We start from the raw sequence: 21491 nt of genomic DNA on the forward strand, positions 1-21491 counted from the left end.
AGTTTTGATAGCATTTACTACAGGATATACTTTTGAATCACTTCAGCAATCCCATCGTCATTATTAGACGCTACCACAGCATCCGCCTCCTGCTTGACGGTCTCCTGGGCGTTGCCCATAGCAACCCCAAATCCGGCCTGCTGGATGGCAGCCAGATCGTTCAGGCTATCGCCAACGGCCACAACCTGTGACATCTCGAGACCCAGCAGCTTGCAAACCTCGCGTATACCGGATGCCTTGTTGACACCAAGCGGATTGATCTCCAGATTATGCGGCGATGAATTGGTAATTTCGAGACCGCCCATATCCTGAAGCCGCATCAGCAGCTTATGGCGGATCTCATCATCCTCTGTGGAATAACCGAATTTGAGCCATTCCCTGCTTAGAATCTCCCCATCCCAGTTGTTCCGGTTGTACACTTCATCCACCGAATATGCCCAGAACCAGATATCGTATTCCTGGGCAATATCATACATCTGCTGCACCAGCACCGGGTCCATCAGCGAGCGGCGGTACAGCTCATACGGAGCCCGCCATACTTCACTACCATTCACCATAATCATCGGGGTCTTAAGTCCAAGCTGTTCAGCATAAGGCATGGCGCTTTTGGAAGCGCGGCCTGTGGAGAGACAGACGTGAACGCCTGCATCAACTGCCTTTTGAATCCATTCTACCGTTTTGGGGGTAATGATTTGTTCATCATTCAGTAAGGTTCCATCCATATCCAGTGCTAACAGGCGGTATTTGGCAGTCATTGCCACCCCTCCAATTTGTATGCTCATTTTAAGAGCTAATTATTTGGTCACTCGACCCGGCAGCATGGCCGCGTCAGTTGTTCGTCGTTCCGTCTGTTCCGCTTGCCGAGTCTGAGCCCTCTGCATTGTCGTCGGTTTTCAGACTTTTCTTCGGCACTCCATCCAGTCCGTATTCATAGTCATACGCGTCAAAAATTTTCCGTGCAACCGGAGCGGCACTACTGGAGCCGAACCCGCCCTCCGGTATAACAACCGCTACAGCAAGCTTGGGATTCTCGCGCGGAGCATAGGCAATAAATACCCCGTTATCGCGCAATTCCCCTTTACCCAGCTGCTGTGAGGTTCCCGTTTTGCGGGCAAAGTCATAAGGGAAATCGTTAAACGCAGTAACATCACTGTTCATACCCTTTTTGATTTCGTTCCAGAAAGACTTATCAAAGGTTGTTACTTCATCAAGTACCTCGCGGTTGAACTGTTTAACCACGTTGCCCTTGGCATCGGTGATTTTGCTCACCAGCTGAGGCTTGATCCGTACTCCTTCGTTCGCCAGTGTCGTTACGTATTGGGCGAGCTGCAGCACTGTATAGCGTCCTTGCTGTCCGAAGGAAGCATACACCAGCGCAGCCTGGGCACTGCCGGCAGCCTTGGTATCGGTATAGTTGATCTGTCCGAGATATTCATTGGGCAGTCCGCTTTTTGTAGATACACCGAGGCCGAATTCCTTCATATATTTATCCCAGATATTAATACCTTCACTATGATATTTCTCCCACAATTTCTTGCCGACCATGTCCACCATGAACGCATTGGAGGATTTCTCAATCGCTCTGGCCGGGTCCATAGAGCCATACACGTGGCCGGAAGAATTTCGCACGGAGGATTTGTCATTTTTCCCGAAGTGGGCAATCCCTCTGTCTGTATAGATAGTCGAAGTAGTAAAAAGGCCTTCATTCAGTCCTACAAGCACACTCAGAGGTTTGATGGTTGAACCGAGCAGTACCGTGGAGCCGAACTCATGACCCGACATCCCGGAGGAATACGGTGTAATGGTTCCGTTCTGGTAGTTGCCCATTATTTTCTTCCATACCTCGGTGTCCATTTTCTCGGCAGTCCACACATTGGTGTCATAATCAGGCATGCTGGCCATCGCAACAATATTGCCAGTATCGACTTCCATAGCTACGGCATAGCCGGTCAATGCATTCGGGTGTGTCTTGCCTTGTACCGAATTCGAGTGCAGCCATCTGATTTGCTCTGTAATAGCCTGCTCGGTCTTGAGCTGAATGTTCTTGTTGATCGTCATCCAGACATCGTTACCCTTGACGGGGGGCACGACCGCCTCCACCTTCTCAGCCATATTCTGCGGACTCACCGAGATCACCTGATATCCGTTCTTGCCGCGCAGCTCCCGCTGATACTGCAGTTCCAGGCCATCGAATCCGACAAATTCATCGTCTTTATAAGTGAGGCCGGGGTCCGCATCCAACTGTTTCATCGCATTCTGAATATTCTTATAAATATTCAAGCTGTTGGACGACTTAAAGGGTTTGATATATCCGACAGTCTGTGCGGCTACAGATTCCTTGTCATAATGCCTGTTACTTTCCTCCACAATCTCAAGTCCGGGATATTCGCTCTTGTGCTCCATAAAGTAGGCCACTTCCTGCGAAGTAAGGCCGGCCTTGATGCGCCGCGCCATAAAACCCGAATATTTCCGGAAGTACAAATCCAGGGAATCAATAATATCTTTTTCAGTCAGCTTCTCAGCATTCGGATCACCATAGGCGCTAAAGTCCTTAACCAGCTTGGCCGCAAGGGCATCTGATTGGGCCTGCGCCTCCGGCGTAAGCACGGTTTCTCCCGTCACCTTATCCGTAACCTTGGCCGTGTATTCTTTAGTAAGTGTAATATACAGCGACTGCACAGAAGTGGAGTAAGCAATGGGCTCCCCTCCCGCTGCACGAATGTTCCCTCTTATTGCGGCGAGCGGCACATTTTTGGTATCACGGCTTGTCTCCACCTCAGTCAGAGTTGGCCCTTCGACGAACTGTAAAACGGCAAGACGGACAATGATTACACAAAAGATCACAAATGTGCTAAAAAAGAATACATTGATCCGTAGGCCAAGCGAACTTTTGCTGTTGCTTTCCTCTGGGGGTGAGGCCTGCTTACGGAAAAAACTCACAGTTTTTCACTCCTCTACATCTAAAATAAACCTTTGTACCTGTGCTGACTCCATGTAACGCCGGAAGGTTCCTTACAGGCGCTTGAGTCCAGTCTCTATTCCAGTCACAGGCATCAAAAATTGCACGTGCGGCCAGTACTGCGCACGAGAGTGATCATATTATTCCTCAACATCGTTTCACATGCTGTATTGTATCATAGATTTAAGCCATTCTGCTTCCTTGCTCAGAGCATACTTTCTTTGACATGGGTTTTATCGAAATCCTTGGGATTAAACCACTCCCCGCTGACTGCCCAGGTGGAATCGAGTGGAATCCAGGCCTGCCGGTCCGTGATGTACACTTCATTCCAGGCATGAGGGCCGGATCCCCCTTGGCCGTCGTAGCCCTGACCGGTCACTACGCGCACTTGAAGCCCCTGGGAGCGGGCCATCACTGCATAAAGACGTGCATAATCAATACATACACCGATCCGGGTATCAAAGGTATCCTGCGGAGACTGCTCCTTCCAAATCCGGTTCTGCTCATAATTCTCGGCTTTGGCATAATCATAAGAGATCCTGGAGCCGACCCAATCATAGAGCAGTCTGGCCTTCTTCTCATCGTCCCCGGCTTGTCCCGCTATATCGGAGGCAGCACCCACAATGTCGGGTGAAATCTCATGGTCGAGCACTTCGTATTTCCGCCGGAGGATATCCGTCATCTCGGCGGCAACCGCCTTGGTCAGAACCGGTAACTTACTGCGTACATTCTCACCGGTAAGGGGTTCGAAGACCGCAGATGCGCTTTGCCGGTAGATCGGGGATGATTCCACATAACGGCTGAACGTGCTGTCCGGGTTCAAGCCCACACCGATGTACAAGACAAAAACAAGCAACAGGGAGCGCACAAGGCCGGTAGCCAGACCGATGACAGCTCCGCTGAGACGGCTCACCTGAGTAATCCTCCTGTTTCCGGACCTGCCCGAAAGGCGCGGAAGGGAAATCGGAAGCAGCATAAACAGCAGGCCCAGCAGCAGGCGGATGAGACTGTAGGACAAGAGCAGCAGCAGCAAAAAACGCACAAGCGGTGAACCCGCCAGAACAGACACCACCGTATAGTATAGCTGTTGCCACTGGCTTAATTGGATACCCGGAAGCTCAATTCCACCTGCCCAGGCCTGTACACGGGGCGAAAGGTAAAAGGCGGCCGGAATGGCCAGGGCCAATGCAGCTATGGCAAGCAGCCCGGTTCCGAGCAGCCCAAACAGCCTTCCCGCTGAGCGGCCAAACCCCCGGCTCCAGCCCTGCAGCAGCGAGAAGAGCACGATCAGCAGAAGGAGGATAGTGATGATATTGGCATCACTAATACTGTCCATCCAGCTGTTCAGCATAACCTCTCCTCCCTTTCCATCGCATCAACTTGTATTTTAATTCCCGGCCCCATTCTTCCGGGCTTCATCAATAAAGGTTTTGGTAGTATCGTTAACACTCCACTTTCCAAGACTGACTCCGCGGAAAGTCACTTCCACTTTATCCTCACCGGCTTCACCCTTCACTTCAAGATTGGGCGTTGTGATCGTAAACGTACCGTCACCGCCGGAAGTATATTTTGCTTCTTTCGCTTCTTTCAGCATAACTTCCTGCGCTTCGCTCTTCAGGGTGCTGACCGTTCCATCCGCCACCTTATTCACAGCGTCTCCAATCTGATCCATTGTAACCCCGCTGTAAATGAACAGACCCGCAACGATAACAATAACAATCGCCCATTTCAGAACCGTCTTGACCAGATTAACAACGGCAAACAGCAGCACAAGCGCAATAACGATAACTAGCCAATTCTCTCTAATAAACTGTGACCATACTTCTGGATCCATCAATTTCCCAACACCCCTATCAAAAATTTCGTCATACCAGGGAGCGAGTCCCCATTAATACTAATTATTATACATGAATGCCTCTTATAATTCATGATTACCCGCCCGTTCAGGTGGAATCCCCCAATAAAATGGTATAAGCCCCCCTCGACTCACGTAAAGTACAAGTAGGCTTAACCATTCCCCATTAAAAAGCGCCACCCTGCGCCTGCGCAGAAACGGCCCTTTCGGAGGTGTATTCCGTGAAAACCGCACTGTGGCTGTATTTATTTCTTTTCCTGGCATTCTTTGATCTGCACGCCCAGTATCCCATTCTTACCCCCTTTGCTATCTCACTGGGGGCGGGACCGGCCTTCATCGGCTGGATGATGGGCATGTATTCCCTGACCCATCTTCCCGGCAACCTTCTGGCCGGGGTACTGGTTGACCGCAACGGCAGCCGCCGCTATATCGTCTTCAGCCTGACGGTTGCAGGCGCCATCCTGCTGCTTCAGGCCCACGCTCAGCTTCCCTGGCATCTGCTGCTGCTTCGGGCGGCCAGCGGCTTCGCCCTGGCATTTCTGTCCCCGGCCTGCATGACCCTGCTGGCTTCCCTCTCGTCAGATCCCATTACTCAGGGCAAGTATATGTCCGGCCATGGCATTATCCATACGCTGGCTTCGGTCGTATCACCAGCTGCCGGAGCCTTTATCGTCCACCAGGCCGGATATTCCGGCACCTTTACCACCTTGGGCTGGCTGCTGATCGCCACTGGCGTGATGGCTTTCTTCAGTGTACCTAAATTCTCCGGCAGTATGGCAGCCGCCAAACCATCACAGCCGCTGCAGGAGCACCAGGTTGCATCCGAAAAACCCCATTCATCCGTTACCAAGCGATATTATCTGCTGCCCTTTTTCGTCTCCTGCTCACAGGGGGTACTGTTCTTTGAGCTTCCTTTATCACAGGGGAGCAACGGGATCGTATCCACCGGGATTCTGCTTTCGCTTCTCAGTCTGGGGGCACTCTTAACGCTCAGCCTGTTTTTCCTGAACCGGCTCTCTCCGGTTGCAAGAATTGCTGTGGCACTGCTGGGCATGGCGCTGTGTTTCTTCGCACTTGCAGCATTCACCAGCATTCCCGCAGGGGTTGTCCTCTTCCTGCTGGGAGCAGCGAAAGGTGTACTGTTTCCGGCGATGGCTTCGCTGTTCATCAGTCTCGGGGCAGGCGGCCATCTGGGCCGCACCTTCTCGCTGCAATCCATTGCGATGTCTCTCGGCGCTTTTGCCGGACCGGTGGCTGCAGGACAGCTAAGGGACTTCGTTTCTCCTTACTTCATTGCATTTGTCCTGCTCATGACCGCACTTCTGCTGTTACCTCCAAGAGATACCGGGAAAAGCGCGGCCTACCGTGCGGACTTGAACAGCCATGCCGCTTGATCCGGCAAAAAAAGAGCTACAGTTCCCCTCGTTTATCTGCTGAAGATAATGATTCAGCCCGCAGAATTAAATCTGCCAGTCAAAACCGCTATCACCCTGCCTCTCCTTGAGCCGGGTGATTGTTGCTTTTTACGACATTTCCCGGGGAATGAACGCTTTTTGTCCCTCAACTTGTTAAAAATGACGAAGCTTAGGTAATATACTTAATAAGCATATGACCGTGTTCATTAACATGCTTAAGATCACAAATCCCGTTATTACCACTTATTATCCGGGGGGCGGCAAATTATGTCCATTACCATCATTGTCGAAGGCAAAAACGACCGCAGCAGATTGCGGCGACTGCTGGCGCCGGAGGTCGACATCCTGTGCACCTTCGGTACGTTGAATACACTCAAGCTGGAATCGCTGCGGCGTAAAATCGGAGACGGAGAAGTTTATCTGTATATGGACAACGACAGCTCGGGTAAGAAAATCCGCGGAATTCTGCGCGACGCCTTTCCGGATGCAGTCCATATTTATACCCGGAAAGGCTATGCGGGAGTAGAAGGCACTCCCAATGAATACAATCTCACCCAGCTTGAAAAAGCGGGGTTGGAGGAATATATCATCTATCCGCAGCCGCAGCCATTCCCTTTTCTGGAACCATAGCGGCAGAAAAAAACGCCTTGTTCACCCTTCGCATGTAACCGGAGGATGAAGTAAGGCGTTTTTAAGTTCATTGCATTTAATTGGGTGCCAGCTTCTTCAAAGCATCGGCAAGGAATTCAGGTGTCACATTTTCTGTATCTCCCGCATCATATAGTCCGCGCAACCGGTTCTCCGGGTCTACAAGACCTATAAGATTAGCGTGGGCAAAGTTATCCTTGTCATTTCCATAAATAAGCACTTTAAACGAATCGGCAGCCAATTGCCGCACCTGCTCCTGATCTCCGCGCAGAAAATACCAACCGTTATAATCGGCGTGGAACCGGTCTGCGAACGTCTTGATGGCCTCGCGTGTATCATTCTTGGGATCAAATGAGATGGAGACAAATTCCACATCCTTGCCGAAGCTGCCGTCCTTAACCAGCAAATCCTGGGTCTGTGACAGCATATAGGTAGTGATGGGACATACATCCGGACATTCCGTAAAGAAGAAATAAACCAACCGTGCTTTCCCCTGCGTGTCCGCAAGTGTTACTTGCTTGCCATCCACATTTTCAAGAGAGAAGTCCTGTACCTCCCCGATGACCGGCAGCTGCTTTTCCCCTAAATCCAAGGATTGAATCACTAAGTAAAGGGCCATACCCAAAGCCAGAGCCAACAGCAGCCAGGTCCATTTGTAACGTTTCAAGGTATGCACAGGTGTACTCTCCCCCTCTTAAACGTGAGTCGTATTCAGCACAAGCACAATCAGACTGACGGTCAGGTAATTAATGGAGAAGAAGAAGTTCTTCTTCGCCCAGGCATCGTCATCCTTTGCTTTGAAGCCCGTCAATGTCAAGTACAGCCAGGCCACGGACAACGCGGCAGAAATAACAAGGTAGAATATCCCTGCATAATCATAAACGTACATCAGAACCGGAATCGGCAGCAGCAATGCCACATAGGGAATCATCTGGAACTTGGTGCGGCGTGTTCCCTTAACGACTGGAAGCAGCGGAAATCCCGCAGCTCTGTACTCTTCTTTCCGGCGGATGCCCAGAGCCCAGAAATGGGGCGGCTGCCAAAGAAACAGCATTGCGAACAGCAGCCAGGCACCGAGATCCACATTACCTGTAACTGCAACATATCCGATAACCGGAGGCATGGCTCCGGAGATTGCACCTACAGAAGTACTCCAAGTAGATGTTCTTTTCAGCCAAAGGGTGTAAACTACTACGTAAACGAACATGCCGAGTATGCCGAACAGCCCGCTGAGCACACCGGAGAATGCAAACAGCACAGCAAGACCGGCAATGCCAAGCCCGATGGCATAGAGCAGAACCGTATTCGGTTTAAGTCGGCCCGTAGGCAGTCCGCGTTCACGTGTTCGTTCCATCTTCATATCCAGGTCGCGGTCAAAATAATTATTAAATACACAGGCCGAAGCCATGACTAGCATAGTACCGAGCAAGGTCAGAATTAATCGGCCGTATTGCACGTCCCAGCCCGAAGCCACCCAGTATCCTGCAAAAGCAGCGATAAGATTGGAGCGGATAATACCGGGTTTCGTCACTGTAATAAAGTCACGCCAGCTTGCACCTTCCTTGGGTGATTTGGCAGACATGGCTGCGGAATCAGAAGAAGCTTGATATCTCAATTGATTGTCCACGTTTGGTGTTCCTCCTTCTAAGGGACTTCTAACGTTCCGCCGGAGTCAAGAACCATTTTTCCGTTCTTAATTAAGAATTTTTACCACTCCGCTGTTAACTTTATCATATCAAACAGGGAAAGACTTTGACAATCATTGACCAAGATGTTCATCAATTTGACAATTACGTGAAATTATTTATTTCCTCCTCCCTAAATAACTGGACGCAAAATTGGGTAGTTATTAATAGAGAACTTCCGTACAAAGGAGATCTGACCAATGGATACTGCTACACATTTTGTTATGGGCCTGGGACTGGCCGGCCTTTCCTTCGTTGATCCCGCCGTCGCCTCCCATGGAACACTGGCCGGGGCTGTCATGGTAGCCACTGTACTGGCCTCGCAAGCACCGGATGCCGATACTGCGTTGCGTCTCAAGGACAATGCGCTTTATATCCGCAATCACCGGGGAATCACCCATTCCCTGCCATTCCTGCTGCTGTGGCCGGCTTTGATCACACTGGTGATCGGACCGCTATTCGGATTTACCGATGTACATTCTCTTAGCCATATTGCTCTGTGGAGCTTCATCGGCGTAGCCGTTCATGTATTCTCCGATTTGTTCAACACGTATGGGACACAGGCCGCGCGTCCCTTCACAGAGAAATGGATTGCCTGGAACATTATCCACATCTTTGATCCGTTTATATTCGGCAGCCATGCCGCGGCAATTATTCTCTGGATCAGCGGGATGATTCCACCGGCACCTTTATTTATCACCCTGTATGCCAGTATCGTGATTTATTATATTTGGCGGACCCTCGTGCATGCCCGGATTACGCGCAATATCAAGAACAAAGATATGCATCATAATACTGGCGACCATTATTATGTCATCCCCACGATCTCGCCATCGCGCTGGAATGTGGTCAAAGCCAAACCGGACGGCAGCTATAACGTCGGATTGCTGAGCGGCGGGCGGCTGGAATGGTTCAAACATGCGGTGTGCTCCACCCACCCCGCTGTAGAACATTCCAAATCCCATCCGGACATTCAGGCATTTCTTTATTTCACCTCTTATGCTGTAGCCGAGGTCGAGGAATTGCCCTCCGGTTATATTGTACGCTGGGGCGATGTGCGTTATTTACACCGCAAGCAATTCCCTTTCGTAGCGGTGCTTGTAATGGATAACCAATATCATCCGCTCAACACTTATGTAGGCTGGCTCAGCAGCGAGAAACTGGATGAACGGTTCGCCATTGATCCGGGCTCCGTAAAGCTGTAGTCAATAGCAGAAGGCGTCCGGTTTCCGGACGCCTTCTTTGCTCTGCCATGAATTACCGCTCTTGACGCCTGCCGCAACATAAGGCACAATCACCATAAAGCGTTTTCAATGAATTTTAGATGTTTTTAAGCATCATTTATTACTGTATATTATATAGTTCCTTATATTATAAAAAAACTCCGCAGCACATAAGCGCTGCGGGATCATTCACTTACTACCATTAGAAAGGAAGGCTGGCAATTATGGGTAAAGGTCTGTCGCTTTGGTTCGCATGTTCTTCGATTCTAATGCTAACAGCTGCTTCTATCTCCATCAGCTTTAACATTTGGCTGGCGCTCCTGCTTGGCGTTCTCTGTGTCCTGAACATCGGCTGGGGGTTTATTCTCAAAGCCAGACTGAGACGCAAAGCGGAGACAAGGCAGGCCTCTTAACGTAGCGGGAGGAAGCCCATCCGTTCCTTAACACCGGCAAGGTTCTGCGCCGCCACGATGCGGGCGCGTTCTGCGCCTTCGGCAAGAATATCACCAAGCGTGCCGGAGCTGCGTATTTCATAATATTTCTGTTGAAGCGGCTCTAGCGTAGCCACCAGCACTTCACCAAGATCCTTTTTGAAACCTCCATACATTTGGCCTTCATAACGGTCGGCAATCTGCTGCAGGCTCATTCCCGAGCACTCGGCATAAATGCTCATCAAATTGCTTATCTCAGGCTTGTTAGCGGGATCATACACCACTTCACGGCCGGAGTCGGTCGTAGCACGGCTGATTTTTTTGCGGATTACATCCGGCGGATCAAGCAGTGCGATATAGCTGCCCGCGTTTGGATTGCTTTTGCTCATTTTTTTGCTGGCGTCGTCCAGCGACATAATGCGTGCGCCTACTTCAGGAATATACGGCTCCGGAACCGTGAAGAATTCCCCAAACCGGTGATTGAAACGTCCGGCCAGATCTCTAGTCAATTCCAGATGCTGCTTCTGATCCTCGCCAACCGGTACGAGATCGGCATTGTAAATGAGGATATCGGCAGCCATCAGCGATGGATAAACGAACAGGCCTGAGCCCACAGAATCCTTCCCGGAAGACTTGTCCTTGAACTGGGTCATCCGCTCCAGCTCACCCATTGCAGTCAGCGTAGTCATGATCCAGCCCAGCTCGGCATGCTGTGGTACATGGGACTGCATATAGACATTTGAGATTGCCGGATCAATGCCTGCAGCAAGATAAAGTGCCGCTACCGATTCTGAGTTTTCCCGCAGTGCGGCAGGCTCCTGAGTAACAGTAATGGCATGGAGATCCACTACCATGAAAAAGCATTCATACTCTTTTTGCAGTTTTACGAAATTTTTGATTGCTCCGATATAGTTCCCGAGTGTCAGTGAACCACTGGGCTGAATGCCCGACAATACTTTTTTAGCCATCGAATTACCCTCCATAAAATGTAATTTCCACTTTCGAAGAACACAAAAAGGCCCCACATCCGCAAGGGACGTGAGACCGTGGTACCACCCTTATTCGCTGCTTGAGGAGTCCATAGAGGACATCAGCAAACAGCCTTTGCTTCCGGTAACGGGGAAGTGCCGGCCGGTCTACTGAGGCTCTCCAGCCCGTTCAAGCGCGGCGCTCAAGGGTCCATTCATACGGAAGTGTCCCGCCGGTTCACATCAGCCACCGGCTTTCTGAAGGTGCAGTTCCCGCCTACTTGTCCCTGTCATCGCATTGTCATCGTTCATTAATGCATTCATCATAGAGCGATACTGAGAAGATGTCAAATCCGTTAACCACAAAAATATAAATCTGTTATGATAAGGTTATTCGCATTCTTTCAGATTAAGTTAAAGGAGCATATCTCTCATGAAACAGGTGACCAAAGGGCAGTGGGGCGGCTATGATACCTATATTTTGCATAGCTGCGAACTTGAACTCACGCTTTTGCCGCGACTGGGAAACAACATTATCTCCTTGTGGGACCGTAAGGAGAATCGGGAAATCCTGCGCCGGCCTGATGAAAGCGACATATCTTTTTATCTGCAGAAGCCTTACCATTTCGGTATTCCGCTCTTAGTTCCGCCCGGACGAATCCGCAAGGGTCAATTTCAGTTTGAGGGCACAAGCTACCAGTTTGATCAGAATACGGCCGGAGACAATCATATTCATGGACTGCACCGGACGCAGAGCTGGTGTGTCAGCGATATTGAAGAGGACGAAGAAGGCTGTGCGGTGACGACGGAATTCAATACCGGCGACGACGCTAACTGGATGAGACAATTTCCTGTTCCTCTGAGATTCGAAATGACGTTCCGGCTTCAGGATGCCCGCGTTCAGCAAACACTCAAGGTCACTCACTTAGGAGACACAGTCATTCCATTCGGGATTGGCTATCACACATGGTTCATGATTGACGGTGAGCCCGGCCGCTGGAAACTGAATTTGCCCGTAGAAAGCATTTATGAACTGAATAACGAGCTCCTGCCCAGCGGCAGCCTGCTGCCACTTGGTGATTTGGAAGCCTTGAACCAAGGTATGAATCTTCAAGGTACTAATTTGGATACTGTGCTAAGGATCGGAAAAGAGCAGCCCGCTGAAGCCTTGCTGATCCGCGATGACGGATATGGGCTTCGCTATACTGCAGACAAAGATTACTTCCGTCATTGGGTGGTATATACGAAAGGGCCTGCAGAGCAGTTTCTGTGCATCGAGCCCTACACATGGCTGCCGGATGCACCGAATATTCCAAAGTGCCCTTCCTTTACAGGACTCATTACCTTGCAGCCCGGCCAGACGCTTGCGCTTTCCAGCATGCTCGAAATACTCTATCCTTAACTTCTTAATTTCATATAATTACCATCCTTAAATCCTTTCGAAATCGTGCATGATTTCATCTCCTCGCGCTCATACTATCTTCACAACGGGCGAAGGAGGTGACACACATGGGTCAAGCAGGTCAACAAGGTCGTAGCAGCCGTAGTAATAACCTGGTCGTGCCTCAAGCGAATGCAGCGCTGCAGCAGTTGAAATATGAAGCAGCACAAGAGCTTGGAGTAACGATTCCTCAAGACGGTTATTATGGTAACTACACTTCCCGCGAAACCGGTTCTTTGGGAGGATACATCACCAAACGTCTGGTACAACTGGCAGAGCAACAACTGTCCGGTCGTTCGTAATCGCCTTATCATTAAGTGATTTATCCGGTAGGGCTTAACGCCTGAAACGGAGTAGCTTCTCAGCCCGTCTGCGCTTCTCGTCGAAGCGCAGGCGGGCTTTTAGCTTGTGTCGCTATGTATAATTTCAGCCGTAATTTTGATCAGAATTGTCAGCAGAATTACGGGGATAGCGGATCATCAGGTTGGCCATATTGTAATTGGACTCCAGGATCGCATCTACAACCACCATCCCCTGGCGGATGGCGAACTCATAGCTGATCTCACCATGCGTCCAGCGACGTTTGTATTTCAGACTCTCCAGAGCCATAAGCCGGAAGGAGGACAACTGGCCTGAGTTCAACCCCTCCTGCTCTTCCTTAAATACACCACTTCGTCCAGACAGCGGATTATGGCGGATCCCAAACTTACCGATGACATTATTTCTGATTTGCACAAAAACCGTGCCGGAAGACAGTCCAGACAATTCCTCTTGCAGTTCCTTGAATACCAAATCCATCTGTCTTGCCAGCGATAGCTCTTCTGTCCTGAGCATATTGTACCTCCTAAAAGTTTTGTGAGCATTGCTTCTTGAAGTTCTATTCTTCGTACAAAACTTGCTTCGTAAGCTTCCGCTTCGTTTTGTGAGAGCACTGCTTCTTGATTATTCTTCGTACAAACTGCCTTCGTATTTCTTTCCTAGCAGGCCTTATATAAGGCTTTAGGCTCATTATAGGGCAGTACTTTACAAGGTACAACATTATTCAACATAATTGGGTTAAAATCCCTATATGTGCGCAAAATTTATTAAAAATCCAATAAATTCCACTATAAACCGATCGCTTTCGACACTATACAGCGCAAAAAAAAGCCCCGATCAAGGGGCTTTTGCGTATTCACACCAATTCTGAGCGGATCGATTTCCATTCGACAAAAAATTCTCGTCTTAGTTCTGTCATATTCTCGGTCGATTAGTTTGTCATTGCAAGAAATTCGTTGATATCCGCTACAATCAGATCTACGGCTCCCTGCCAGAAATCCGGCTCTGCAAGATCTACCCCAAGATGTTTGGAGACCAGATCCTCCAGTGTCATTACTCCTGTATCCCGCAGCAAATTATCATATTTGTCAGCGAATGAAGCCCCTTGCTCCAGCGCAAGCCGGTACAATCCCGTGCTGAACATATATCCTACGGTGTAAGGGAAGTTGTAGAACGGCACATCCGTAATGTAGAAATGCAGCTTAGAGGCCCAGAAATGCGGGTGATACTCTGACAACACACCGCAGAAGGCTTCTTTCTGAGCTTCCTCCATCAGTGCCGACAGCTCTTCCGCATTCACAAGACCCTCCTTGCGTTTTTCGTAAAAGCGGGTTTCGAACAAGAATCGGGCGTGGATGTTCATAAAAAAGGCTACGCTGTTCTGTATTTTCGCCTCAAGCAACGCCAGCTTCTCCTCCGGATCAGCAGCTGCCTTCACCTGTGCATCAGATACAATGACTTCTGCGAAGGTAGAGGCGGTCTCTGCTACATTCATCGCGTAATTCTGGTTGAACAGCGGCTGGTCATCCAGCAGGAAAGAGTGATAGGCGTGTCCAAGCTCATGCGCCAATGTCGACACATTGGAAGGCGTGCCGCTGTATGTCATAAATATGCGGGATTCCTTGCTCTCCGGGAAGGAGACGCAGAATCCGCCGGGACGTTTGGCCGGACGGTCTTCGACCTCGATCCAGTTATTGTCGAAGGCATGCTCAGCAAAATCCGCCAGCTTCGGACTAAATTTGCGGAATTGCGTAACAATGTCTTTTGCTGCCTGATCATAAGGGATTTTGCCGGAGGATTTGCCGACAGGCGCTTCTACATCCACCCAAGCCAGTGCATCCATACCCAGCAGTTTGGCTTTGCGCTGGAGGTAGGAGACAAGCGCCGGTTTGCTCTTGGTAATGACGTCCCACATCACGTCCAATGTTGTGTGTGACATGCGGTTGATGCCAAGCGGCTCCTTCAGCACATCTTCCCAGCCCCGGCCTTTGTACAACTTCAGCCGGAATCCTGCCAGATGATTCAGGGTATCCGCGCAATAATCCGCGGCTCCGCCCCAGGCTTCCTCCCATTTGCGGAACATGGCCTTCCGTACTTTCGGATCTTCATCATCCAGCTTATTGAAGGCCTGCCCGGCAGACAACTGTTTGGTTCCTTCCTCATCCTCATACGGGATTTGAATGGAGCCGACAATCGTTTCGTAATGCTCGCTCCAGCCATGGTATCCGTCAACGGCGAGCTCAAGCGCCAGACTTTCCAGCTCCGGGCTCATCTTCTCGCGGGCTAAGTCACGGCTTTCGCTTAGTACGAAAGCAAGCGGAGCAATTTCCGGCCGGGCCATCCACTCCGTCCATACCGCATCCGACGTTTGACGCAGCACATTGTCAAATTGCGAACTGATGCCTTCGAATCCGGCGCGCAAACCGGTCACTTTGGAGGATAACCGGACAGCACCCTTGTCCTGCTGATTCTGGGCACCCAGACAGCCGGCAAATTCCGACGCCTGGATCAGACGTCCGGAACAGCTCTGCAGCAATTCGATCACAGCATCCAGGAATTTGGTGGATTCGGAATCAGCCGGGGAGACGGAAGCGGCAACCTGCTGCCGCAAGGTCTCAATATCCGCTTCAAGCTGCTTCAAGAATTCTTCAAACTTGGGAGAGGATGAACCGCCCGGAAAAATAGACTCCAGCTCCCATGTCAGTGATAATGGTTGTTTCATGTCTTCCCACCATTCCTTTGCTCTGAATTGGTTTTCTTTGTATTTGGCCTGAAGCCATGGTAAAGTGAATTACGATAACCCCAAGCCTCTGCTTTCGAGGCCAAATAGTCATATTTATTCTAATGGGTACCGCCATATGCTTCTGAGGCAGCTTTGTACGAAATGACTCTAAGCAGCTATGCTCATTAAACCTTTAGGAGGGCATCAACATGAAGCCACTGCAAATTTCACCGGAAACGGCTATAACTTTATCCAAACAGCTCGGCGTTCCCCTGGAACACTTGATGCATATGCCTCAACATATCCTGCTGCAAAAGATCGCTGAATTATCGAAGCAGCAAAGCGCTGAGACCGATGGTAAGGCTGCAGAGACGCCGCCAGCTGAGAAGGAAGAGCAATGATCCCTTTCAGCCATACCTGGCCTTATGACATTATTCTTGGAGATCTGTACGTGCAGTACTGCCCGTTCTGCAACTCGGAGAATGTGCTTCTCCCCATGAAACCGAAGGAACTGCAAATCGTGCGCGACGGCAAAAAGAAACTGCTTGTCTTTCCATGCTGCAGCACTAGCCCGACAGTCATCGACAACGATGGGGACTATCTGCTGTTTGACCGTGCGGTCCGCTGACCGCCTATGGTCTCCCATTCCCTCAATCAGGCACACCTGCATAGCGCAAAAAGCGAGTTTGTCGCTTTTGCGCTTTTTGCCGTTCATGGAGCTGCGGAAAAGCATCAGATTCCCGCAGACAATGTGTCCGGGTCAATATCTTCTCCACGCATTTGTTCGCGCAGCAGGGCCCACTGCTCGCGCGCAGCCCGGATCATCGCGGCATCGGTGATTCTCTGGTCGTTGATCAGACGTGAGAACCATTTCACCGCACTATGGAACTCCCCGATACGGCGGTTCAGCTCACCGATCAGATACATCAGCCGGGCGTCATTTCCACCCATCCCGTCATTCTCAAACACCTTTACATATTCATCCAGCGAATAACGCAAAAAGCGCTGCTCCTGTGCAGAATCCCCCTGGTAGCGGTACATCCAGGCAATATGATGCAGGAGGCTAGCGATAATCCGGTCTTTATCCTTGATGCTTTGAGCGCAAATCAGTGCAAGCTTGTACGATTCAAGTGCGAGCTCCCAGCTGCGTTTCTCCCCGAAATCCCGGGTCTTCCAACGGGTCCCCACCTGCTCATTAAAAGCTTTGCGCTGCCAGTCGACCAGCTTGTCGGCAGAGTTCTCCGTAGAGGCAAAACCGCATTTCGGACAGACACGCACAACATAATAATCCGGATTTTCCTCCTTGTAATAGGAGCAGAAATCCGCATCCCGGCGTATTGCTCTTTTGAGGCTCGGGCGTACCCGTGAGGTTGAGAACTCCTGTTCACAGTTGCAGCACATAACTTTAATCGAGTACAAAGGTATTAATTCTGGCAAATGCCCTCATCCTTTCGCGATCAACTGCTCCTTACTCCTGGGGCATGTTAACAAAATGGTGTGCAGGTCCTGCAAGCCGACTGAGCACAAATGAACGCAGCGGTTCCTGAACACCGGTATCCTCCAGTGCTTCCTTCATACACCCCAGCCACTGCTCGGCATGTGCCGGCGTGATAGGAATATGCATATGCCTTGCTCTCATCATCGGATGGCCATGGAGCTCGGAATAGAGCGCCGGTCCGCCGAAAAACTGACTGAGGAATTGATATTGCTTCTCCAGGACAGGAGTAATATCAGCAGGGAATAACGGGCTCAGCTGCGGATGAAGCTGCACCTTTGCATAGAATACTTCAACCAGACGGTGAAGCCCCTCTGCGCCCCCCAGATTGTCGAATAAGCTGTCATTTGGATTCATTGGAGGTTACCAGCTTTCTTTCATTTTAATTGAAGCGTCTTTTTTATTATACCAAAAAAAGCATTGCACCGTTAAACAATGACTTTAGGCTTATCTCATCCTGTAGAACGCAAAAAAAAGACGCTAAACCCGGTGTTTAGCGTCACATCATATTTAATAGGTCCGAAATTCCTCATCACCAGGAGGGACGAGAGAGATCCGGATAACATATACAAAAGCACAAACGAGAACTCCGGCAACTACGCTCATCACCATCACTCCATCCCTAATTATTACTCTAAAAAAGGTGTGCATTGATTAATTTAATAATATCATAATTCAAGCAAAAATGCATCGCGTCTTGTAACCGCTTTCTGCATTTTTTTTGTGCTGTTTGTCCTTCTTTTGGCATACATCTAACCATAGAGCTTGGAGGCGTTGACTATGATCTTGAAGAAGATTACCGGCCCCCTGCTAGGCCTCATCTTTGCCGGCTGCATGCTGCTGATGCTGGTTCATCCGGCAAGCGCTCTGGCTGCAGCGCTGCGCGGGCTGGCCATCTGGTGGGACGTGCTGTTCCCCTCGTTGTTTCCGTTCTTTGTCATTTCCGAAATCATGCTCGGCCTCGGCATAGTTCATCTCTTCGGGGCGCTGCTGGACCCTTTGATGCGGCCGCTGTTCAATATTCCCGGCAGCGGCGGATTTGTGGCGGCCATGGGATATGTATCAGGATATCCAGTTGGTGCCAAATTAACCGCAAAGCTGCGGGAACAGGGCCTGGTCAACCGGGTAGAAGGGGAGCGCCTCGTTGCGTTCACCACCTCCTCCGATCCTATTTTTCTGCTGGGTGCCGTATCGGTCGGTTTTTTTCATGATGCTTCTTTAGGACTAGTCCTGGCGCTTGCCCATTACGGAGGGGGCTTGATCGTAGGCCTGCTGATGTCCTTCCATGGACGGAAAGAGCATACATTATCCGCTAAAAATCAGACTCCCCCTAGTGGACAAAACTCCGGGCGGCTGCGCATGGCACTGAGCTCCATGGCCGAAGCCCGGCACAGGGACGGGCGGAGCTTCGGCGAGCTGCTTATGGGTGCTGTGCAATCCTCGCTGCTGCTTATTATTGTCGTAGGAGGGCTGGTTGTATTCTTCACCGTGCTGATGGAGCTGCTGGCCCGAGCCGGAATCATGTCGACACTGTTTGGACTGACCGACCGTATCCTCTCTCTGGCAGGATTCCCGCCTGAATTGTCGGCGGCTCTGGTCAGCGGCCTGTTCGAGGTTACCCTGGGTGCCCGTTCCGCCGGTGAGGCGACGGCTTCAATTCCGCTGCATTTCAAAGCAGCTGCAGCTGCTTTTATTCTCTCCTGGGGCGGATTATCCGTACATGCCCAGGTCGCAAGCATCCTGAATGGCACAGGACTGCGTTATCTCCCCTTCATGCTTGCCAGACTGGTCCACGCCTTTCTGTCAGCGGGCTTGCTGCTGCTGCTCTGGAAGCCTGTTATAAGCTCAGGGTTGTCAGAGCATTGGAATGCACTGCCTGCCGCTTCCGGGCTTGCTTCTCCCGCCTCTGCTTTCGTTTCCAGTCTAAGCCTGCTTGGCCTGCTGCTGGGTGGGGCTTTGCTGCTGTCGCTGCTTATAATGTTATCCGGCATAGCAGCACGCACATGGCGGCGGCATTAATCCTGAAAGGATACTGAACAATATACGCAAGAAGGACAGTCTTTTCATCGCTCTAATATTGTGTTCCGGGTCAAGATTGATTATGATCGGTGTATGACTGAATCATACAAAGGAGCCTGTACATCTTGAGATATTATGTTCTGGACCGCGGAGACGAATTGTCCATTAAACTTGCGGAGCAATTTCACAAGCTGGCGGCGGAGCGGAACCTGGAGCTGGATGCCGAATCTCCTGAAATCGTCATTTCCATTGGCGGTGACGGAACTATGCTGCACGCTTTTCATACCTTTATCGATCAGATTTCCAATTTGGCTTTTGTAGGTGTGCATACCGGACATTTGGGCTTCTATGCGGATTGGAAAGCGGAAGAGCTTCCGACACTGATCGACTATATGTGCGGAGTGGGTGACTCCATGCCACATAAACCGCGTATCGTGCAGTATCCGCTGCTAGAACTGGAAATTCATAAAAAATCAGGTTCCACCTCGCATATTGCCCTGAATGAGTTCACCCTTAAAGGTGTTGACGGAACGGTGGTCATCCAGGTTGACATTAATGACGTAACCTTCGAGATGTTCCGCGGCGATGGCTTATGCCTCTCCACGCCATCAGGCAGCACCGCCTACAACAAAAGTCTTGGAGGTGCTATGGTGCATCCGTCGATTGAAGCGCTGCAAATTGCCGAAATTGCATCGATCAACAATCGTGTGTTCCGTACGATGGGTTCGCCGTTGCTGCTGCCCAAGCACCATCACTGCGACATCTTTTCCCGCAAAGACCAGCGCCTGCTGCTGACGATTGACCATAACAATATTCCAGTGGATGACCTGGTCTCCGTCCGTTGCCAGGTATCCGACAAAAAAATCAGCTTTGCCAGATACCGCCCGTTTCCTTTCTGGAACCGTGTCCGTGAAGCCTTTCTGGTCTAGGGAGCTGGTCCTAATTTCAGAGGTGGGAAAGCCGGGAATGCAACGACATTCCCGGCTCTTTTATGCTTGGGGGTGTTTAACAAACTCTTCTATTACAGCTAACACAAGTTGATAGACAGGGAGAATTTCCATTGGTATAATGAACCTATTTTACATAGTTATGTTTATTTTAAAGGAGAGAACAACCGTTGAAAAAATTAATATCTTTATTAGGCACCAGCCTGCTGGCACTTGTGCTGGCAGTCCCCGCTTTTGCCGCAGAACAACCGATTAAGGTCTATATTAACGGCAGCAATGTTTCATTCACTGCGGGTAATCCTTACCTTAAGAATAATACTGTACTCGTTCCATTCCGTGTCATCTTCGAAAAGCTTGGACTTCAGGTGCTCTATAATGCCCAGACGGGAACCATCACCGGCACCAGCTCCTCGCTTAAGCTCAGCCTCAAAATCGGCAGCAACCGGGCTACCCTGAACGGAACCGTCAAAAAAATGAGTACAGCGCCCCTCTCCATCGGCGGCACTACTTATATTCCTTTGCGTTTCATTGCTGAAGCTACCGGCGGCACAGCCGTCTGGGACTCAGGCAGCAGAAGCGTCAAGATCAAAGCCGCTGTGTCCACTATCACCGACGAGAAGGATATTACGGCCTTAATTCATTTGGCCAATCAATATTATAATACTGAACAAGCCAGTCGCTTTTATTCGCTTGTGGAGGCAGGTGAGGACGTTAAGGGAATGGTAGCCGATATGGATTCATCCTTTGAGCTGTATGATGTCAAGAATACAATTGAAAGCCTTATGGTGCTGCAAATCCAGGGAAATGAAGCAACTGCCGTCACGGTTGAGAAAGCCGTTCGAACCGGCGGCGTTTATATTCCTGACGAGAACATTGAATATTTGTATGAGCTCGTCCGTAAGGACGGGAAATGGAAGATCGCCTCGATGGAGGTGCAAGACAGAACGGTGCTCCTTACCCGTGAACAGGGAATGACAGCAGCAGTTGTGCCGCAAGCTACAGCAGCAACCCTCAAAGATAACCTCAGCAAGTATTATCAATATATGAGTGCTGAGAATACGGATGCTATCTCCGCCCTGATGACCTCATACGGGGAGGAGTACGATGCGGCAACAAAGTCGGATATGCAGGACTATTTTGATACCTATGATCACCGCTATACCCTGGATAACTCGAATATCTTCTATTATTCTAACGAAGAAGCCGCTGTGTATGCGGAAACCACCATTAAGGATGCCGATAGCGGGGAGAGCTACAAGCAGTCACTCATCTTCCTCTTTGTGAAGTCAGAAGACGGTGCGTGGACGGTTGACGAAACCTATAATCTTAGTTTTGATGGTGATCAATTATAATCTTAAGACAGAC

General features: G+C 50.2%; 22 protein-coding genes. 11 read left to right on the forward strand and 11 right to left on the reverse strand.

Features of this window, described 5'->3' with window-relative positions:
• Nucleotides 1–17: 17 nt before the first annotated feature.
• The 4 genes from NST99_RS28160 to NST99_RS28175 all read right to left on the reverse strand — a co-directional run bounded on the left by NST99_RS28160 (nucleotide 18) and on the right by NST99_RS28175 (nucleotide 4793).
• Nucleotides 18–755 carry a Cof-type HAD-IIB family hydrolase gene (locus NST99_RS28160; RefSeq protein WP_340896700.1) on the reverse strand — a complete coding sequence of 246 codons (738 nt, stop codon included), beginning with the start codon at nucleotides 753–755 and terminating at the stop codon, nucleotides 18–20.
• Nucleotides 756–828: 73 nt separating this feature from the next.
• Entirely contained in the window at nucleotides 829–2940 is a 2112-nt protein-coding gene (locus NST99_RS28165; protein WP_341096105.1) for a peptidoglycan D,D-transpeptidase FtsI family protein, read from the reverse strand.
• A 224-nt stretch (nucleotides 2941–3164) separates the two neighbouring features.
• Nucleotides 3165–4310 (reverse strand): transglutaminase domain-containing protein, encoded by a 1146-nt coding sequence (locus NST99_RS28170; RefSeq protein WP_341096106.1) that lies wholly within the window; start codon nucleotides 4308–4310, stop codon nucleotides 3165–3167.
• 36 nt (nucleotides 4311–4346) lie between these two features.
• Entirely contained in the window at nucleotides 4347–4793 is a 447-nt protein-coding gene (locus NST99_RS28175; protein ID WP_341096108.1) for a hypothetical protein, read from the reverse strand.
• Nucleotides 4794–5035: 242 nt separating this feature from the next.
• On the opposite strand from NST99_RS28175, the gene NST99_RS28180 reads away from it, so the two are divergent.
• Together NST99_RS28180 and NST99_RS28185 are read left to right on the forward strand one after the other, a co-directional pair.
• Nucleotides 5036–6208: an MFS transporter gene (locus tag NST99_RS28180; protein ID WP_341096110.1), complete on the forward strand. Its 1173-nt coding sequence runs from the start codon at nucleotides 5036–5038 to the stop codon at nucleotides 6206–6208.
• Between the two features lie 288 nt (nucleotides 6209–6496).
• A complete protein-coding gene (locus NST99_RS28185; protein WP_341096111.1) occupies nucleotides 6497–6859 on the forward strand; it encodes a DNA primase in 363 nt (120 codons plus the stop codon).
• Between the two features lie 76 nt (nucleotides 6860–6935).
• Here NST99_RS28185 and NST99_RS28190 read toward each other — a convergent pair whose 3' ends face one another.
• A complete protein-coding gene (locus tag NST99_RS28190) occupies nucleotides 6936–7553 on the reverse strand; it encodes an SCO family protein (RefSeq protein ID WP_341096113.1) in 618 nt (205 codons plus the stop codon).
• Between the two features lie 18 nt (nucleotides 7554–7571).
• Nucleotides 7572–8504 carry a heme o synthase gene (gene cyoE / locus NST99_RS28195; RefSeq protein ID WP_038596177.1) on the reverse strand — a complete coding sequence of 311 codons (933 nt, stop codon included), beginning with the start codon at nucleotides 8502–8504 and terminating at the stop codon, nucleotides 7572–7574.
• A 258-nt stretch (nucleotides 8505–8762) separates the two neighbouring features.
• Between cyoE and NST99_RS28200 the strand changes: the two genes are divergently transcribed.
• Both NST99_RS28200 and NST99_RS28205 read left to right on the forward strand, forming a co-directional pair.
• Nucleotides 8763–9767: a metal-dependent hydrolase gene (locus tag NST99_RS28200; RefSeq protein WP_341096114.1), complete on the forward strand. Its 1005-nt coding sequence runs from the start codon at nucleotides 8763–8765 to the stop codon at nucleotides 9765–9767.
• A 242-nt stretch (nucleotides 9768–10009) separates the two neighbouring features.
• The gene (locus NST99_RS28205; RefSeq protein WP_341096116.1) at nucleotides 10010–10198 is read left to right on the forward strand and encodes a hypothetical protein; all 189 of its coding nucleotides are present in this window, start codon (nucleotides 10010–10012) and stop codon (nucleotides 10196–10198) included.
• Here NST99_RS28205 and trpS read toward each other — a convergent pair.
• Nucleotides 10195–11184, reverse strand: coding sequence for a tryptophan--tRNA ligase (trpS, locus tag NST99_RS28210; protein WP_341096117.1), 990 nt, complete (start codon nucleotides 11182–11184; stop codon nucleotides 10195–10197). The two genes, NST99_RS28205 and trpS, sit on opposite strands and share 4 nt — an antisense overlap.
• Before the next feature lie 433 nt (nucleotides 11185–11617).
• On the opposite strand from trpS, the gene NST99_RS28215 reads away from it, so the two are divergent.
• Nucleotides 11618–12586: an aldose 1-epimerase gene (locus NST99_RS28215; protein WP_341096119.1), complete on the forward strand. Its 969-nt coding sequence runs from the start codon at nucleotides 11618–11620 to the stop codon at nucleotides 12584–12586.
• A gap of 107 nt (nucleotides 12587–12693) precedes the next feature.
• Nucleotides 12694–12927 (forward strand): alpha/beta-type small acid-soluble spore protein, encoded by a 234-nt coding sequence (locus NST99_RS28220; protein ID WP_038596187.1) that lies wholly within the window; start codon nucleotides 12694–12696, stop codon nucleotides 12925–12927.
• A 124-nt stretch (nucleotides 12928–13051) separates the two neighbouring features.
• Here NST99_RS28220 and NST99_RS28225 read toward each other — a convergent pair whose 3' ends face one another.
• Together NST99_RS28225 and NST99_RS28230 are read right to left on the reverse strand one after the other, a co-directional pair.
• The gene (locus NST99_RS28225; protein WP_341096120.1) at nucleotides 13052–13459 is read right to left on the reverse strand and encodes an O-methyltransferase; all 408 of its coding nucleotides are present in this window, start codon (nucleotides 13457–13459) and stop codon (nucleotides 13052–13054) included.
• 415 nt (nucleotides 13460–13874) lie between these two features.
• Nucleotides 13875–15665 carry a M3 family oligoendopeptidase gene (locus tag NST99_RS28230; RefSeq protein WP_341096122.1) on the reverse strand — a complete coding sequence of 597 codons (1791 nt, stop codon included), beginning with the start codon at nucleotides 15663–15665 and terminating at the stop codon, nucleotides 13875–13877.
• 209 nt (nucleotides 15666–15874) lie between these two features.
• On the opposite strand from NST99_RS28230, the gene NST99_RS28235 reads away from it, so the two are divergent.
• Together NST99_RS28235 and NST99_RS28240 are read left to right on the forward strand one after the other, a co-directional pair.
• Nucleotides 15875–16066 carry a YycC family protein gene (locus NST99_RS28235; RefSeq protein WP_038596193.1) on the forward strand — a complete coding sequence of 64 codons (192 nt, stop codon included), beginning with the start codon at nucleotides 15875–15877 and terminating at the stop codon, nucleotides 16064–16066.
• Entirely contained in the window at nucleotides 16063–16293 is a 231-nt protein-coding gene (locus NST99_RS28240) for a hypothetical protein (RefSeq protein ID WP_038596195.1), read from the forward strand. The genes NST99_RS28235 and NST99_RS28240 overlap by 4 nt, the downstream gene beginning before the upstream one ends.
• A 104-nt stretch (nucleotides 16294–16397) precedes the next feature.
• Here the strand turns inward: NST99_RS28240 and NST99_RS28245 are convergent, their stop codons facing one another.
• Nucleotides 16398–17102, reverse strand: coding sequence for a DUF2225 domain-containing protein (locus NST99_RS28245; RefSeq protein WP_341096127.1), 705 nt, complete (start codon nucleotides 17100–17102; stop codon nucleotides 16398–16400).
• A 31-nt stretch (nucleotides 17103–17133) separates the two neighbouring features.
• A complete protein-coding gene (locus NST99_RS28250) occupies nucleotides 17134–17517 on the reverse strand; it encodes a globin domain-containing protein (protein ID WP_076112530.1) in 384 nt (127 codons plus the stop codon).
• Nucleotides 17518–17940: 423 nt separating this feature from the next.
• Between NST99_RS28250 and ylbJ the strand changes: the two genes are divergently transcribed.
• From ylbJ to NST99_RS28265, 3 genes are all read left to right on the forward strand, one after another.
• Nucleotides 17941–19179 carry a sporulation integral membrane protein YlbJ gene (gene ylbJ / locus NST99_RS28255; RefSeq protein WP_341096131.1) on the forward strand — a complete coding sequence of 413 codons (1239 nt, stop codon included), beginning with the start codon at nucleotides 17941–17943 and terminating at the stop codon, nucleotides 19177–19179.
• 125 nt (nucleotides 19180–19304) lie between these two features.
• Entirely contained in the window at nucleotides 19305–20108 is an 804-nt protein-coding gene (locus NST99_RS28260) for an NAD kinase (protein WP_341096132.1), read from the forward strand.
• Nucleotides 20109–20296: 188 nt separating this feature from the next.
• Nucleotides 20297–21478 carry a copper amine oxidase N-terminal domain-containing protein gene (locus NST99_RS28265; RefSeq protein WP_341096134.1) on the forward strand — a complete coding sequence of 394 codons (1182 nt, stop codon included), beginning with the start codon at nucleotides 20297–20299 and terminating at the stop codon, nucleotides 21476–21478.
• Nucleotides 21479–21491: the final 13 nt, after the last annotated feature.

It is taken from the genome of Paenibacillus sp. FSL L8-0470, from assembly GCF_038008625.1.
GTDB lineage: Bacteria > Bacillota > Bacilli > Paenibacillales > Paenibacillaceae > Paenibacillus_AQ.